Source organism: Sorangium sp. So ce295, assembly GCF_051527405.1.
GTDB lineage: Bacteria > Myxococcota_A > Polyangia > Polyangiales > Polyangiaceae > Sorangium > Sorangium cellulosum_B.
Genome location: NZ_CP150324.1, coordinates 12903351 through 12917403 on the forward strand (window position 1 = coordinate 12903351; position 14053 = coordinate 12917403).

At 71.2% G+C, this 14053-nt stretch carries 11 protein-coding genes; 1 reads left to right on the plus strand and 10 read right to left on the minus strand.

Annotated elements, in window-relative coordinates; all coding sequences use genetic code 11:
• Nucleotides 1-22 precede the first annotated feature (22 nt).
• The 9 genes from WMF11_RS48660 to WMF11_RS48700 all read right to left on the minus strand — a co-directional run bounded on the left by WMF11_RS48660 (nucleotide 23) and on the right by WMF11_RS48700 (nucleotide 11529).
• Nucleotides 23-1843 (minus strand): hypothetical protein, encoded by a 1821-nt coding sequence (locus tag WMF11_RS48660; protein ID WP_437975620.1) that lies wholly within the window; start codon nucleotides 1841-1843, stop codon nucleotides 23-25.
• Between the two features lie 633 nt (nucleotides 1844-2476).
• Nucleotides 2477-3268 carry a trypsin-like serine peptidase gene (locus tag WMF11_RS48665; protein WP_437905827.1) on the minus strand — a complete coding sequence of 264 codons (792 nt, stop codon included), beginning with the start codon at nucleotides 3266-3268 and terminating at the stop codon, nucleotides 2477-2479.
• The gene (locus WMF11_RS48670) at nucleotides 3258-4358 is read right to left on the minus strand and encodes a TfuA-like protein (RefSeq protein ID WP_437979404.1); all 1101 of its coding nucleotides are present in this window, start codon (nucleotides 4356-4358) and stop codon (nucleotides 3258-3260) included. Before WMF11_RS48670 ends, WMF11_RS48665 begins: the two co-directional genes overlap by 11 nt.
• Nucleotides 4359-4360: 2 nt before the next feature.
• Nucleotides 4361-5575 carry a YcaO-like family protein gene (locus tag WMF11_RS48675; protein WP_437905829.1) on the minus strand — a complete coding sequence of 405 codons (1215 nt, stop codon included), beginning with the start codon at nucleotides 5573-5575 and terminating at the stop codon, nucleotides 4361-4363.
• A 4-nt stretch (nucleotides 5576-5579) separates the two neighbouring features.
• Nucleotides 5580-5876 carry a hypothetical protein gene (locus WMF11_RS48680; RefSeq protein ID WP_437905830.1) on the minus strand — a complete coding sequence of 99 codons (297 nt, stop codon included), beginning with the start codon at nucleotides 5874-5876 and terminating at the stop codon, nucleotides 5580-5582.
• Nucleotides 5877-6169: 293 nt separating this feature from the next.
• Nucleotides 6170-8260 (minus strand): FG-GAP-like repeat-containing protein, encoded by a 2091-nt coding sequence (locus tag WMF11_RS48685; protein WP_437975621.1) that lies wholly within the window; start codon nucleotides 8258-8260, stop codon nucleotides 6170-6172.
• 697 nt (nucleotides 8261-8957) lie between these two features.
• Nucleotides 8958-10295: an SLC13 family permease gene (locus WMF11_RS48690; protein ID WP_437975622.1), complete on the minus strand. Its 1338-nt coding sequence runs from the start codon at nucleotides 10293-10295 to the stop codon at nucleotides 8958-8960.
• On the minus strand, nucleotides 10292-11014 hold the full coding sequence (locus tag WMF11_RS48695; RefSeq protein WP_437975623.1) for a hypothetical protein: 723 nt from the start codon (nucleotides 11012-11014) through the stop codon (nucleotides 10292-10294). The genes WMF11_RS48690 and WMF11_RS48695 overlap by 4 nt, the downstream gene beginning before the upstream one ends.
• A complete protein-coding gene (locus WMF11_RS48700) occupies nucleotides 11014-11529 on the minus strand; it encodes a hypothetical protein (protein ID WP_437547616.1) in 516 nt (171 codons plus the stop codon). The genes WMF11_RS48695 and WMF11_RS48700 overlap by 1 nt, the downstream gene beginning before the upstream one ends.
• A 320-nt stretch (nucleotides 11530-11849) precedes the next feature.
• On the opposite strand from WMF11_RS48700, the gene WMF11_RS48705 reads away from it, so the two are divergent.
• Nucleotides 11850-12932: a formylglycine-generating enzyme family protein gene (locus WMF11_RS48705; RefSeq protein ID WP_437975624.1), complete on the plus strand. Its 1083-nt coding sequence runs from the start codon at nucleotides 11850-11852 to the stop codon at nucleotides 12930-12932.
• 105 nt (nucleotides 12933-13037) lie between these two features.
• On the opposite strand, the gene WMF11_RS48710 is transcribed toward WMF11_RS48705, so the two are convergent.
• Entirely contained in the window at nucleotides 13038-13910 is an 873-nt protein-coding gene (locus WMF11_RS48710) for an NAD(P)-dependent oxidoreductase (RefSeq protein WP_437975625.1), read from the minus strand.
• Nucleotides 13911-14053 lie beyond the last annotated feature (143 nt).

Sequence of the window (14053 nt, forward strand, 5' to 3'; positions counted from 1 at the left end):
CCGCCCGCGCGTGCTCAGCCGGTCACTGGCGCGGGCGGCGCCCGAGCGGGCGTGCATCGGGGGCCGAGCCCCCCTGCGCCGGGCCGCTCTCGTCCGCCCCCTGGAGCGCCATGCTCCCGGGCTTGAAGAAGATGCTCCTGAGCTTGCCCGCGAGCTGGTCGAAGGCGCGGAGCGCCATCACCTCGTAGACCCGGTCATCGGGAGGCGCGCTCGCGAGGTTGGCCCCCAGCCCTGCCGTGCTCGTGTACTCCACGGTGAACTCGTCCGGGGGCATCACCTTCAGCTTGAAGTCGAACGCGTCGCGCACTCCGGGGATCCGCATGGTCCCGTCGAAATCGACGAGGATGCCGACGAACGCTCGTTCGCTGCGCTCGCCCGAGTACATGGTGCCGGACGACCCGACATCGTAATGGATGTAGATCGTCGGAACGCTCGGAGCGACCCTGGCTGCGCCGGCGTTGTCGGTCAGGCGCTCCCCCTGCTTGAGCTCGAGGATGTCTGTCGGGAAGACCCGCTTGAAGCCGGCCGCCAGGTTGTTCACGATGGCCGCCTCGCGAGGAAGGGAGTGCGCGACATCGAAATGCTTCGCGACGGGCGCCACGCCCGCGCCCCGCGGGCGGAGGGCCTGCGCCTTCTGCTGCAAGACCGCATCCAGCTTCGCGAGCATGTCGGTGGAGGGCGGGTCGAAGCGGACCTCGACGGTCGACCGCTCGCTCTTCTCCAGGTACGAGATCAGCTTCTCCATGAAGCTCAGCATGACCGGGTCCGATGTCGAGGCTTGCGCTCGAAAGTCGGCCAGCGTCTTCGAGAAGAGCTCATGGACCGCGGCGCGCGTCTCTCCCTCCACCACCGATCCCGGGTACTTCTTGAGGACGGCGCGCAGCGCGGTGACGCTGCCCTCGCGCTTTGCTTCCGTGAGCGCGGCCCGGGGGAGCAAGCTGTTCTTCACTTCATCGAGGTGCCTGCGGCCTGAATGGATATAGCCCTCGTAGGCGAACTCGCTCCCTACCTCCTTGGCGGTACGGAACATCGCCTCGTCGCTCAGGAGGTTGCGCACGTACCACAAGGGCAGCGCCAGGATCACGGCCACCAGCGTCGAGGCGCCCGCGATGAAGCCGGGGTGGAGGAACGACGGCATCGTGCCCACACGCGGCGCGTGGCCGCCCGCTGCGTGCGGTGGATCGACGGCCACGAGCCTGTCCCAGGCGTCGTCGCGCCGGACCTCGAAGAACGGATCCAGCGCGATGAGCTGCTGCACGTCCCTCGACGCGAACGCGGCCCGGAGCGCCTGCCGGGACCACTCGAGCTCACCGACCTTGGCCTGGACCTCTGCCTGCGAACGGACGACGAACGACTGGCTGACGTTCCCCTGGAAGCTGAAGGTGATGAGCGAGTGGGAGTAGACCCCATTCGTGTGGTGGTGTACCGCGCCGACGTTCACGAGATCCGACATCGGGATCATCGTCAGCCTGGGCCCTGTCGCGTCGACGTAGTCCGCCGGCAAGAGATACCGGCCCGCCCTGAACGGGAGGGTCGACTTGAACCTGAGCCGCTTGATGGCCATCAGGGTCGACACGAAGAGCAGGAAGATGCTGCCGGCGTAGCCGAGGAGGTGCGCCGTGCCCTGAACGCCTGACCAAAGTGATCCGAAATGATTGCAGACGAGCACCAGGGTCACGGCGGCGGCGGCCAGCGCGAGGAAGCCCCATCCGAGGATCCCCGCGCCTGCGCTCGTGGGCGCGGAGAGGATCGGCCTGGGCGGGCCCTGACCCTCGAGGCACCGAACGAGCCGATCGCGGACGGGATCGGGCAGCGCATTGAACATGACATGTCGTACAGGCATGGCACCCCCAGGCAATCAGGAGACGCTATCATCGGCCCTGCGTGCGCAGCAATCGCGATGTGGAAAATTACGCTCTGGCGAGCCGCGTCTGGCAGCGTGGTCCGAGGCCCTGCGCATCGGTCGCGTTCACGCGCGTTCACGCACGCTGCCCGCGGCGGCGCGAACGTCGGCGCTTCGCGCCCGCCGCCGGGGATCTCGACGCGCTTCGCGGTCGATGTGACATGTACCAGTCACCGCACGCGTCCGCGGCGCCGCCCTCGAGAGAGGCGTTATCCCGCGGGCAGGCGTGGAGCCCGGGTTCATCGGGATCGGCGGGCTCTGCGCGACATCGCAGATCGTCGTCGCTCCGTCATCGTGCTTGGCATCGTGCGAGTCGCAGCAGGCGAATTGGGGGGCGCCAAACCACCGATCGCACCCGTTTGGAAGGCATGGACCCAACTCGGGCCCAACGAATAGGTGTTTGCGCGCATTCGCCGTGACGAGATAACCCGAGCTCGTCAACCCGTTCCGCCACCGTCCGGCGACATTCACGCCGTCGGAGATCGGCCGCGGCAATCGGCCAGGAGGGTCCCCGCCGACGCGGCCGACCCCGAGCAGGTAAATCCGAGACCGCGATCCGCGCGCTCGCCGATCTCAAGGGCTGCGTCGCGGCCGCGGCGCGGAACAAGGACGCGCCGCTGTTCCGCCTGCTGCCGCCGCCCGGCTAACCAGCTGGAGCGTCGGCGATCGCGCGATCAGCGCGCTCACGCACACGCCGGAGCTCGTGCCCGCGCCGCTCCGGCCGTTCGTGTGGACGCCGACCAGGCGGCCGTCGGAGATCCGCAGCACGCCCGAGCCCGAGCTGCCCTCGAACGTCGCCGCGCCGAGGTAGCGGAGCGCGGTGCCGCCCGCGGCCACGCACCGGCCCGCGACCAGGTGCTTCGTGAAGCCGAGCGGGTGGCCGATCAGGCACACCGCCTCGCCCGGGCGCGCGCCGGTCGGCGCGAGCTCGGCGACTCCCCACGCGGCGCCGGGCGCGCCGGCGAGCCGCACGATCGCGACGTCGAGCTCGCCCGGGCGGTGCTCGACGAGCTCGACGATCCGGTAGCAGTGCGTCGGCCGCAGCTCGCCGGCGGGATCGAGCTGGTAGTTGAACGCGACGTGCATGTTCGTGGCGATCTCGGCGGAGCCGATCACGTCGCCGGTGCGGTCGTCGAGCGGGCGCAGCCAGCGGCCGCCGGTGCGATCGAAGCAGTGCCCCGCGGTGAGGAACAGGTCGCGCGCGATCAGCGTGCCCGAGCCCCACGCGACGCCGCTCGCGGTGCCGGGCCGGGCGTAGCGGCATGCGAGGTCGGCGTTCCAGCGCAGCTGGCCGACCGCACCCTCGTGCGCGGCCGCGAACGTGCGCAGCGGCGGCGGGCAGTGCTCGACCGGCTCACTCCGCACCGCGGCTCCGGCGCACGCGCCCGTAGCAGCTCATCGCGCGCAGCTGATCGGCGAGGTGGTGATCGAGCTCGGGCTCGGTCGCGGCCTGCGCGCAGCGCAGGACCGCCTCGCGGCGCATCAGATCGAGGAACGCGGCCGGGTCGAGCTCTTGCTCGGCGAGCCACGCCCGGGTCTCGGCGGCGGTGTACAGGCCGTGCTCGCGGCGGAACTGCTGCGCGGTGCGCTCGATGAGGTCGGCGCTGACCGACAGGCCCTGGCGCGCCGCCGCGTCCTCGGCGAGCGCGCGGGCGAGCGCGCCGTGGACCGCGCTCGCGTACAGCGACGCGTCGCCGAGCGCGCGCAGCGCGTCGAGCAGCGGCGCCGCGGTCGCGCCGCGCGCCGCGCGCATCCGCGGCAGCGCGTGGTCCCACGCGTCGGTGCGCTCGAACGCGTAGTCGACGCGCTTCGGTGCGGCGCCGGCGGCGCGCGCGGCCTGCATCGCGTGGACGAGCGCGAGCGCATCGCGGCGCTTCTGGTCGACGCGGCCGCCGGGCAGCCAGCGCTCGAGCGCGGCGACGTCGCAGCCGGTGGCGCGCGCCTCGGCGAGTAGCTCGGGCCACCGGCGGTCGGGATAGAACCGCTGCTTCGCGAGCGCGACCAGCCGATCGGCCGCCGCGCGGGTGCACGCGCCGGCGGCGACCGCCGCGTCGAGCGTGGCGCGGATGTCGACCAGCGCCTCCGACACATGGCGATAGCCGTGATCGGCCGCGAGGTGGGTCAGCGCGACCTCGTCGTCGGCGTCGAGCGCGCCCGCGCGAAACTGCTCGAACACCCAGCCGACGCCGACCATGCCGAAGTCGGCGAGCTCGGCCGCGCGCAGCGCGCCCATGCTCGACGCTCCGAACACGTGCACGCCCTCGGCCATCGCCCACAGGATCTCCTTGTGCCACACCGCCGGCACGTGCTCGAAGAACCCGTCGACGAGGCCGATGCCCCACGGCCGCTCGCGCGCGGCCCGGTAGACGTCGCCCTGGGCCGCCGGTGGCAGCACGCGCAGGTCGGGCACCGCCGGCACGTCGGCCGGCGGCAGGCTCGGTCCGGTGAACAGCATGATCACGATGGCCTCGCTCGCTGCGCCCGCGGACCGGGCGCGTAGCCGGGTGCGTTCCACATGCTCTCGAGCCCCGGCACGACGACGCGGACCACCGCGACGCCGAGCTCGGGCCGGGACAGATCGACCGCGACGGCCTGGGCGAGCCCAGCGCCGCGCAGCGCGCCGAGCACCGCGGCGAGGTCGTCGTCGAACGAGTCGCTCGCCGCATCGGGCAGCTCTGCGAACGAGCGCGCGGCGGGCGCCTCGAGCTCGGCGAGCGCCGCCGCGATCCGGTCCGCCGCGCGGACGCGCTGGAACGACGGCTCCACGATGTCGTCGCGCGCGCCGGAGATCGCGGTCAGCCGGCTCTGCGCGGCCTCGGTGAGCGCGCGGGCGAGCGCGATCGCGCTCGATCGGTGACAGCCCTGGCCGCCGCTCACGCACAGCGCGTGGAACGGGTCCGGAGCGCGATCCGCGATCTCGACGACCACGACCGGCAGCCCGAGGTCGCTGGTCGCGTCCCACGCACCTACCGCGACGCCGGCGCGCTCGAACCGAAGGAGCAGCGCGCGGCAGTCGAGGTCGTCGACGGTGTCGAGCGCGATCCGGGTGCGCCGCCGGACCTCGGCGCCGCCGGCGCGCCAGATCGCCACCGCGTCGCGCTCGATCACCTCGTACAGCCCGTGCAGCGTCGCCTCGAGCGCGTCGTTGCCCGACGCGAGCCCGGTCGACGTCGTCAAGAAGCAGCCGCTGCCCGGCGGGCGCGGCGAGGTGTAGTCGGTGGTGACCACCTCGAGCGGCACCGCGCGCGGCGCCCCGTCGAACAGGTCGACACCGTCGAGCCACAGCAGCTTGCGATGAGGCTGGAACGCCCCGATCGCGAGCCGCGGCAGCCCGGCGAGATCGACGAGACGGCGCGTCGCGGCGAGCTCGGCAGCGGTGCCGAACACCATCGGTCGCAGGATGTGCTCGGCGTGCCACTGTTCGATCGACTCCATCACGCCCGACGCGCGCGCCGCCTCGAGGTCGAGCCCCTTGCCCTGCGAGACCGAGATCGAGCGCGCGTTCGGCCGGCACACCATCACGACCGGGATGCCGATCGAGTCGAGCCCGGTGACATCCGCGATCCGCGTGATGCCGAGTCGCCGCAGCAGCGGCCGGACCCGGGCGAGCGTGTCGGCCGGACTGATCCGGCGCTGCGTGCCGCGCCAGTACGCCTTCTCGGTGCAGGGCACGGCCCTAGTCCTGCGGCTTGAACGCGTTCAGGTTGAAGTAGAACGTGCCGCAGAACTCCGCGGGCCCGACCTCCTCGGCGGCGCCGCCGCGCGCCAGCTCCTGCTCGACGAGACGGTGGGCCAGCGGCGCATCCGCGTACGGCACGTGCTGCGTCGCGACGCGCTGCTCGACGAGCTCCTTGCAGATCGGCTCGAGCGGCCGCCTCGGCGGCCCGAGGTCTCTGCTGTCGATCACGTAGTAGCCATCTCCCTTGCTGTTGATCACGACGAGCGTGAACGGATCATCCGTCATCTGCTTCATGTCACCCCTCCTGAGAAACGCGATGGAACCTCTCCACCTCGCTCGGCGATGGCGCAGAGCTCGCGCCACCGCCGGCGCACCGACTCGACGCGGAGTCGGCGACGCCGGCGGAGAGGAAACCGCGGAACCTTCGCCCGTGTCAAGATTCGCTCCGCCCATCCAGCTTAGCTAACGCCACAACCACGACGTGATCGTGCTATCCAGAGAGACCGAATAACTCTCGCAGGGCGCGCAGCAGGCGTTCCGAGAGCGGATGGTCGCGCACGAGATGGACCGGACAGGGGATCGAGCGATCACTCCATCCGCACCTTCGCCACGTTCAGCGTGCCGTTGGTCTCGTTGCACACGATATCCGAGCCGAACTGCCCGTCGGCATTGCCGACGTGAACGTCCTTGATCGTGGCGCCGGTGCACCAGCCGTCGAGGTCGCCGCGCCACTCGGCCGTCCAGAACTGGCCGGTGGTGTTCGAGAGATCGATCTCGGTCTTCCCCGACACACCATCGCGGCACATGAGGTCGCTCCGGCCGTCGTTGTTGAAGTCGCCGACGTGGAGCGTGGCGTTCGAGCCCGTGCAGAAGTTGCGCGTGGCGAGGCTCCAATCGCTGCTCCAGAACTGGCCGCTCGTGTTCGACAGGTCGACGGCGATGGCGCCGTTGGTCTGGTTGCAGAGCGCATCATCACGGCCATCGCCGTTGAAGTCGCCCACGTAGAGCTTCTTGCCGGTCCCGTTGCAGAAGTCGCGACCCGAGAGGGACCAGTCGGAGGACCAAAACTCGCCGCTCGTGTTGGCGAGATCGACGAACATGTCGCCATCGTCCTGGTTGCAGAGCAGATCGTCGCGGCCATCGCCGTTGAAATCGCCGACGTACAGGTGCTCGTCCGCGGCGCGGCAGAAGTTGCGAGCCGAGAGGGACCAGTCGGAGCCCAGGAACTGGCCGCTCGTGTTGGCGAGATCGACGAACATGTCGCCGTCGTCCTGGTTGCAGAGCAGATCGTCGCGGCCATCGCCGTTGAAATCGCCGACGTACAGGCGCTCGTCCGCGGCGCGGCAGAAGTTGCGAGCCGAGAGGGACCAGTCGGAGGACCAAAACTCGCCGCTCGTGTTGGCGAGATCGACGAACATATCGCCGTCGTCCTGGTTGCAGAGCAGATCCATGCGGCCATCGCCGTTGAAGTCGCCCGAGTAGAGGTGCTCGTCCGCGGCGCGGCAGAAGTTACGCGCGGTCGACCAGGTGCCAGGGACGAGGCCGAGGCGCGGGCGGGCGGTGATGAGCGGCTTCGTGTATCCGGTCGGCAGCGTGCCCACGCGCTCGATGAACTGCGTCGTGATGGGCGGCTCGCGGTTCAGGAACGACCAGATCATGTGGGCCTGGGAATCGGAGATGTGCCGCCGACTGCATACGTTGACCGACTGGTAATCCATGACGTTCAACCCGACGACGCCGTCCGGATACAGGCGCGCCACGCCGTCGATCTCCGGGTCACCCGGGACGAAGGTGTCTCCTGCGAGCGTACAGCTCACGTCGCAGACCGTGGTGTCCTCGTAGGTGCACGATGGACCGATCAACGCGAGGCTGCTCTCGAAAGGCGTCGCCGCGGCCTTGCTGCCGAAGAAGACCGGACCGCTCGTCGTGGACCTGAACATGAGATCGTAGCGATCGGCCTTCTTCCAGGTGAGGCCCGTGTCGGGATCCTGGCCGTTTGCCGTCTGGAACACGTGGGCCAGCCCCACATAATGCCCGAGCTCGTGCGCCAGAGACGCGTCGTCGAGGCTCCCCGGAAGCATCATGGCGATCCTCCCGACGTGCGGGAAGTCGGCCGCGTTGATGTTGTCGGGGTGTCTTCCGTTGATGACCACGACGATCTCGTCATCGGGCGCGTAGGTCGCGGCTGTCGCGTGCCACCAGTCGTTCTTGAACGAGGCCCCGGCCGGCGTCGTGCCTTTCACGGTCGTGTCGGGCCAGGCGTTCGCCGGGACCTCCGGGAAGGCGGCCATGATCGTGCTCTTCACATCTGCCCACGTCTGCGCCGAGGTCTCGGCGCACCAGAGGGCCGGGGCTTCCACGCGCGTGAAGCTCCGCAGGTAGAACTCCACGCCGGCCGCGGCGTAGATCTCGTTGGCGATCGCGATGCCCTGCTGCAAGCGCGTATCATTCAGTTCGCCGTTATGCCCGAAGCACGTCGTGCCGCAGAGCGGGGCCGGCCTCGTAGTGCAATCGCTATCGGCCTGGGCAATGGCGCGAATCGGGATCCGCCGTCGATCGAGGGACGACATGAGCGCCTGTCCGGCGCTCTTGGTCTCGATCGTGGGATCGAGGGCGGGCTCGTCGTCCTCGTTCACGCCGATGCAGGCCCCGATCATGAGCATGAGCGGCATCATCATCCAAGTGCTTCTCAATCGCATTTTCTTCTCTCCAAGACAAAGAGGCCCACCCGCGTCGATTCGCGGTCAGGCGCATCGTGATGCCGAGCCCGAGAGCTCGACGCTGCTAGGTCCGCTTGGAGCGGTCAACGCACGCCGTGTGCCAGGGGCAGAGGGCGCTCGATGTCTCGAGATGTCGCGTTCCACGCGCCGGCAGAATCAGTCGCCCGCCGTGAAAGGCGGCTCATTTCTCTGTGACATGTCACGGACTGCAACGTCGCATGCCACGGATCGCCGCGTGACATGTCACGAGTCGCGGCGTGACATGTCACGAATCGCAGCGTGCATGACCCACGCGTGCATCGCGCATCGGTCGATGGGCGCACGCCGAAAGCGAAGCCGCGGCGCCCCCTGGTCGAGGGTGGAGCCCTGGTCGTCCACCGGCGTAGATGGGCCACGACCTACCGGAGGTGCACGTCCACCGGGAGACGAGTGCGACTCATCTTTTTTGTGGAGCCACGTCCACCGGGAGACGGGGCGACCCGTGTTTTGTTGGGGGCATGTCCAGCGGGAGACGGCCTCGACCCGTCTTCATGCTGGAGCGGGAGCCAGCCGGAGACGGCCGCGACCCGTCTTCATGCTCGAGGCGCACCCACCCGGACGCGAATGCCACCCATCTCTCGCAGCGCGAGCCATCTCCTTCCCGCGGCGGGCGACCTCATCGGGCCGCCCAGATGGCGAGGAGCGCGTACGCGATCGCCACGGCCTGGATGATCGCGAAGCTCAGGAGCCCGGTCGGCAGGAAATCGAAGAAGCCGAACCGGATGGGCCTGCCGTCGACGTCCCGCAGGTCGGCCCGCTCGGTGAGCGCCTGCGCGAGCGGGCCCGACGTCGCGGCGGTCAGGAAGAGCGAGCTGCCCGCGCAGACGGACAGGGCGAGGCCGACATACACGGCGGGCCCGGGCAGCCGCTCGGCGAGCGACTCGGCCACGTCGAGCAGCGCCGCCATGCTGGGGCCCGCCGAGAACAGCCCGGTGAGCACGCCGGCGAGGACGAGGAACGCGACGAGCTGCAGCGACGGCGCGACCGGGAGCCGCGCCAGCGAGCGCGAGACCTCCTCGAACAGGCCGGTGCGCCGCACCGCCGCGACCATCACGAAGAGCGAGAGCAGGAAGAGCACCGCCTCGATGTCGAGCCCCGTCCGCGCGAGCCGCTCGCCGAGCCTGCGCGACGCGAGCAGCGCCGCGCCGGTGCCGAGCCAGCACACGAGCTCGGGGCCGACGCCGAGCTCCGCGGGCAGGAACAGCCACGCGACCACCATCGCGCCGAGCGACGCCGCCGCCGGCACGAGGAGGCGCCGGTCGGCCCGCACCCGCCGGTGCAGCGCCTCCATGGCCGCGCGCGTGAGCCGCGCCGAGACCGGATCGCGCGGAACACCCGCGGCCGGGCGCACCACGGCGCGCACGACGAGGAGCAGCACGGCGAGCGCGCAGAGCGTCGCCGGGGCGGCGCGCGAGAGGTAGCCCCCGAACGTCATGCTGCCCCGGCCGAGCAGCAGGATGGCCGGGAAATCGCCGATCGGCGTGGCGGCCCCGCCGAGGTTGCACGCGACGAGCAGCAGGCCGAGCAGCCAGGAGACGTACCGCTGGCGCGTGCCCATCAGCTTGAGCAGCACGTGCAGCACCGGCAGGACGAGCACGAGCGCCGTGAGGTTGTTGACGACGCCGCTCACGACGTACATCGCGATCGAGAACACCACGAGGACGCGGAAGGGCTCGGCGCCGCTCAGCCGCGTCGCCGCGACGGCGAGGCGGTCGAAGAGCCGCGAGGCGGCGAAGAGCTGGGACAGGAGCCCCAGCGTCACGAGGATGACGAGCACGTCCCACGGCACATCGGCGAGCAGGCGCGGCGTGGTCGCGACCCCGAGCAGCGTCGACGCGAGGCAGGCGAGGCCCGCGCCGCCCGTCACGATGAGCACGCGGCGCGACGGCAGGAGCGCCTGGAGCAGCAGCGTGCCGAGCAGGACGGCGAAGAGCGCGGCCTGGGGGGCCGTCACGTCGCCTCGATCGCCGGCGCGAGCGCGCGCGGCTCGCCCGCGCCGGCGGCGGCGACCTCGGGCGCGGGGGCGCGCGGGGCCGGCCCGACGAGGCACGAGAAATCGGCCGCGCTCGTCTCGACCATCCAGCGCGGGTACACCGTCATGGGCCGGCCGAGGATGTCCCAGCCGATCAGCGAGCGGAACTGGGTCCGCACGTCGGGGCCCGAGACGCGCAGCCACGAGGGGCTCACGTGCGCCGCATGCCCGTCGGTGCCGTAGACGAACGTGAGCAGCGCGCTCCTCCGCCCGGCCCAGCGGTGGAGCTCGGACAGACCCACCGGCGCGATGAGCCCGTCGTAGTTCGCGAGCACACGGCCGAAGTCCGTGTCGAGCCCGCCCGCGTCGGTGACGAGGCCCGCCTCGACGCCGGAGAGCCGCGGCACGAGCGCGTCGAGGCAGTCGGCCTCCAGCCCCACGACGAGCAGCCGGGTCACGCCGCGGAGCGCGTCGAGGACGCCTGCCAGGTCGAGCGGCGCCTCGGCGCCGCCGGAGAGCCACTGCTCGGCGACGAAGTCGAGGACGGGGAACTCGCGCCCGAGCTGGTCGCGGGCCTCACGCGCGAGCGGGGCGCCGCCTTCGCTCATCAGCTCGCGCAGGAACAGCCGCGCCGCCGAGCGCATGCCCAGCTCGGCGGCCACCATCCGGAACGCCTGTCCGAGCGCCGGCGGCAGCGCCATCAGGCCGGCTCCGCCCCGGCGCGGGCGCGCTCGGCGCGCGCGAAGAGGGCGTCGAGCAGGCAGACCATCGCGGCGTTGGCGAGCGCGTGGTGCGGCGGCCCGTCGGTGAGGCAGTCGACGAGCGCCGCGAGCTCCGGCGAGCCCTTCGGGGCGAGGCGCGTCAGCGGCGCGAGCGGGATGGCCAGCGGGTAGTCGTGCTCGCTGCCGCGCGCGAGGTGCGGCGGCAGGCGGATCGGGACGGGCAGCGACTCGCCGCTCGGCGCGTTGCCCGCCGGCGGGCCGAGCTCCTCGAGCAGCAGACCGAGCAGGCAGACCAGCGTGTAGCTCGCGCCGCGGTGATGGACCGGGCCCTCCCCGACGATGCACCGGACGACGAAGGCGCGCTCCTCCGCGTCGGGCATCCAGGGGGCGAGCAGCGCATCGAGCCTCGCGGGGCGGATGAACGCGGACACCACGGACGAGGGCAATGAAGGGTAGCGATGGCCGGGGTCGCGAGGCGGTCGGTGCGGAGGCATGAGGGCACTCCAGCGTAGCGGCTCGCAAGGGCCTGGATCCAGGCCTGATCTCGCGCTCCAGCGGCACCGTGCGGACGCGCGCGCCAGCTCCGGCGATGCAGCGCGGCGCCTCGCGGCTGGCGACCGCGAACGGGCCCGTTGTTCGACCGGTCCAGTCGACGGTTGCGACCTTCAAGGGCTCTGACGGCATCGCAGGAAGCCAGGAAAGCGCGGAGGAGGAGCTCGCTGGTTCCCGTGCGCCTGGGCGCCCGAGCCGCCTCGCGCTGGCCTTCCGCCGTGTCGCACAACCAGAGCGGCGGCGCTCGCACCTAAGCGCTCAAATGGCCACTCGACCGTCTCGACAGCCGCTCTCGACCCTCCTCGCCCTCTGCACGCTCGCGGCGATCCTGGGATCCAGCCACGCGTACAGCGGTGGCGTTGCGGAGCAGGACGCGAATGCTTCCGTTCACGCAGGGCGCGACCGCGCGCAGGCGCCTCCGCCGAGCTGCGCGGGCGGCACACCCGGCGCCGACAACCGCTGTGGCCTCGGCCACGACGACGACTGCTGCGCCAGCCTGCTCGTGCCCGGCGGGACGTTCAACCGGCTCAACGACCCGCGGTATCCAGCGAGCGTGAGCAGCTTCCACCTGGACAAGTACATGGTCACCGTCGGGCGGTTTCGCCGTTACCTGGAAGAGACCGGCGGCCCGACGCAGCTGAGCCCGCCGCCGGCCGGCGCAGGGGCGCACCCGAAGATCCCGGACAGCGGGTGGGACCCGGCCTGGAACACCATGCTCCAGGCGACCACGGCGGCGATGAAGCAAGCGCTCGTCTGCGATCCTTACGGCTGGCCGACGTGGACCGACGCTCCGGCGGCGAACGAGGACAAACCCATCGTGTGCGCGACATGGCTCGAGCTGTTCGCGTTCTGCGCGTGGGACGGCGGGCGCCTGCCGACCCAGGCCGAGATGAACTACGCGGCTGCAGGCGGCGACGAGCAGCGGCTGTATCCGTGGGGCTCTTCCCCCATCACCTCCGAAGACGCGGCCTTCTGCTGCCAGGGGGAAGGCGCGACGTCGCTGCCCTGCGAGGACGCGTTTCCCCCGTGGAGCCTCATCCACTGCACGACCGACGATCTCGCGCCCGTCGGCTCCTTTCCCAGGGGCGCGGGGCGCTGGGGCCAGCTCGATCTCGCCGGCGAGGCCTACAAGGTCACGCGCGACGCCGCCGACGACGACCGCCCGCTCGTACCGTGCGCCGATTGCTCCCGCCTCGACAACCACGCTGCCCTGCGTGTCACGCACGGCGGGAGCTTCGTCGCCGCCGGATACCGGCAGACGACGACCTACCGCGCACCCTACGAGACCGATGGCCGCCACTACTATGTATCGGCGATGTGCGCGCGCGACCTGCCAGGGCCTTGAGCCCTCCGCGCGGCCCTCGCCGGCAGCGTCGCGGAGGGCTCACGTTCCTATTTCTGACGAGGCGCGCCTCGGGCTCCTCTGCCCGCGTGCCGCGGATCGCCAGCTTCAAGCGCTCTCGCGAAACACCTTGATGAGCGCGGCTGGCGACTCCGCCCCGTGGCCCGCGGCGACTCCCTTCCTGAAGAGCGCCGCGGCGAACGCCGGGAGCTCGGCGTTGATCCTCGCTTCCCGCGCCTGCCGCTGGATGAGCTCGACGGCCTGCGCGCAGATCTCCAGCGTGGCCTCCGAGGCGTCGTACGCTCCGGACTGGATGGAGTCCGCGTCGTGCTTGACCATCCCACCGATGGCCGGAGCGACGACGGCCGCCATGGCCCCGAAGTCGGCCACGCGGATCCCTTCGGCCTCGCAGATGCGGGCGCCGTGGTAGAAGCCGAGGAGCCCCGCGAACAGGTGCGACAGGAACGCCAGGTCCATGGCCGCCGCCCAGCCGACCTTCTCCCCGAGGTAGCTCACGGTCCCGGCCATGCTCTCGAGCAGCGGCCTGCTCTTCTCGTAGGCCGAGCCCGAGCCCGAGACGAGGATGCTGCTCTCCGGCTTCCCCATCTGGCTCGGGGTGGCCAGGATGGCGCCGTCGAGGTAGTCGATGCCGCGCTGCTTCGCCCACCCTTCGAGGGTACGCGCGTCCTCGGGGCTTCCCGTGCTGAGCTGGACGAGCACCTTGCCGGCGAGGGAGGAGACCACGTCGCGCCCCTCCAGCACGCCGTACGTCGCGCGGTAGTCGGTGACGCAGGTGATCACGATCCCGCTCGCCTGCGCCGCCGCGGCCGCGCTCGGGGCCAGCACCGCTCCCTCCGCGACGAGCGGCGCGGCCTTCGCGATCGAGCGGTTCCAGACGGTGACGCGGGCGCCGCCGCGGAGCAATCCCCGAGCGAGCGCGGTGCCCATGAGACCCAGACCGATGACCGTGACTTCAAGCATGTGAGCTCCTTCGTTTGCGGCCCGTCTGCCGATGACGGGCGCGCCTTCGTGCCGGCCAAGGTGGGGGCCTGCGACCCGGGCCGTCGCGCACGATCGGACGCCCGGAGAGCACATTCGGACGGCGGTGAGCGCGGAGCCGCCCC

What these genes read in the sequence shown, in the direction of transcription:
- WMF11_RS48660 (WP_437975620.1), bottom strand. Translation starts at nt 1,843, where the DNA reads ATGCCTGTACGACATGTCATGTTCAATGCGCTGCCCGATCCCGTCCGC.
- WMF11_RS48670 (WP_437979404.1), bottom strand. Translation starts at nt 4,358, where the DNA reads ATGCTGTTCACCGGACCGAGCCTGCCGCCGGCCGACGTGCCGGCGGTG.
- WMF11_RS48680 (WP_437905830.1), bottom strand. Translation starts at nt 5,876, where the DNA reads ATGAAGCAGATGACGGATGATCCGTTCACGCTCGTCGTGATCAACAGC.
- WMF11_RS48685 (WP_437975621.1), bottom strand. Translation starts at nt 8,260, where the DNA reads ATGATGATGCCGCTCATGCTCATGATCGGGGCCTGCATCGGCGTGAAC.
- WMF11_RS48695 (WP_437975623.1), bottom strand. Translation starts at nt 11,014, where the DNA reads ATGGCGCTGCCGCCGGCGCTCGGACAGGCGTTCCGGATGGTGGCCGCC.
- WMF11_RS48700 (WP_437547616.1), bottom strand. Translation starts at nt 11,529, where the DNA reads ATGCCTCCGCACCGACCGCCTCGCGACCCCGGCCATCGCTACCCTTCA.
- WMF11_RS48705 (WP_437975624.1), top strand. Translation starts at nt 11,850, where the DNA reads ATGGCCACTCGACCGTCTCGACAGCCGCTCTCGACCCTCCTCGCCCTC.
- WMF11_RS48710 (WP_437975625.1), bottom strand. Translation starts at nt 13,910, where the DNA reads ATGCTTGAAGTCACGGTCATCGGTCTGGGTCTCATGGGCACCGCGCTC.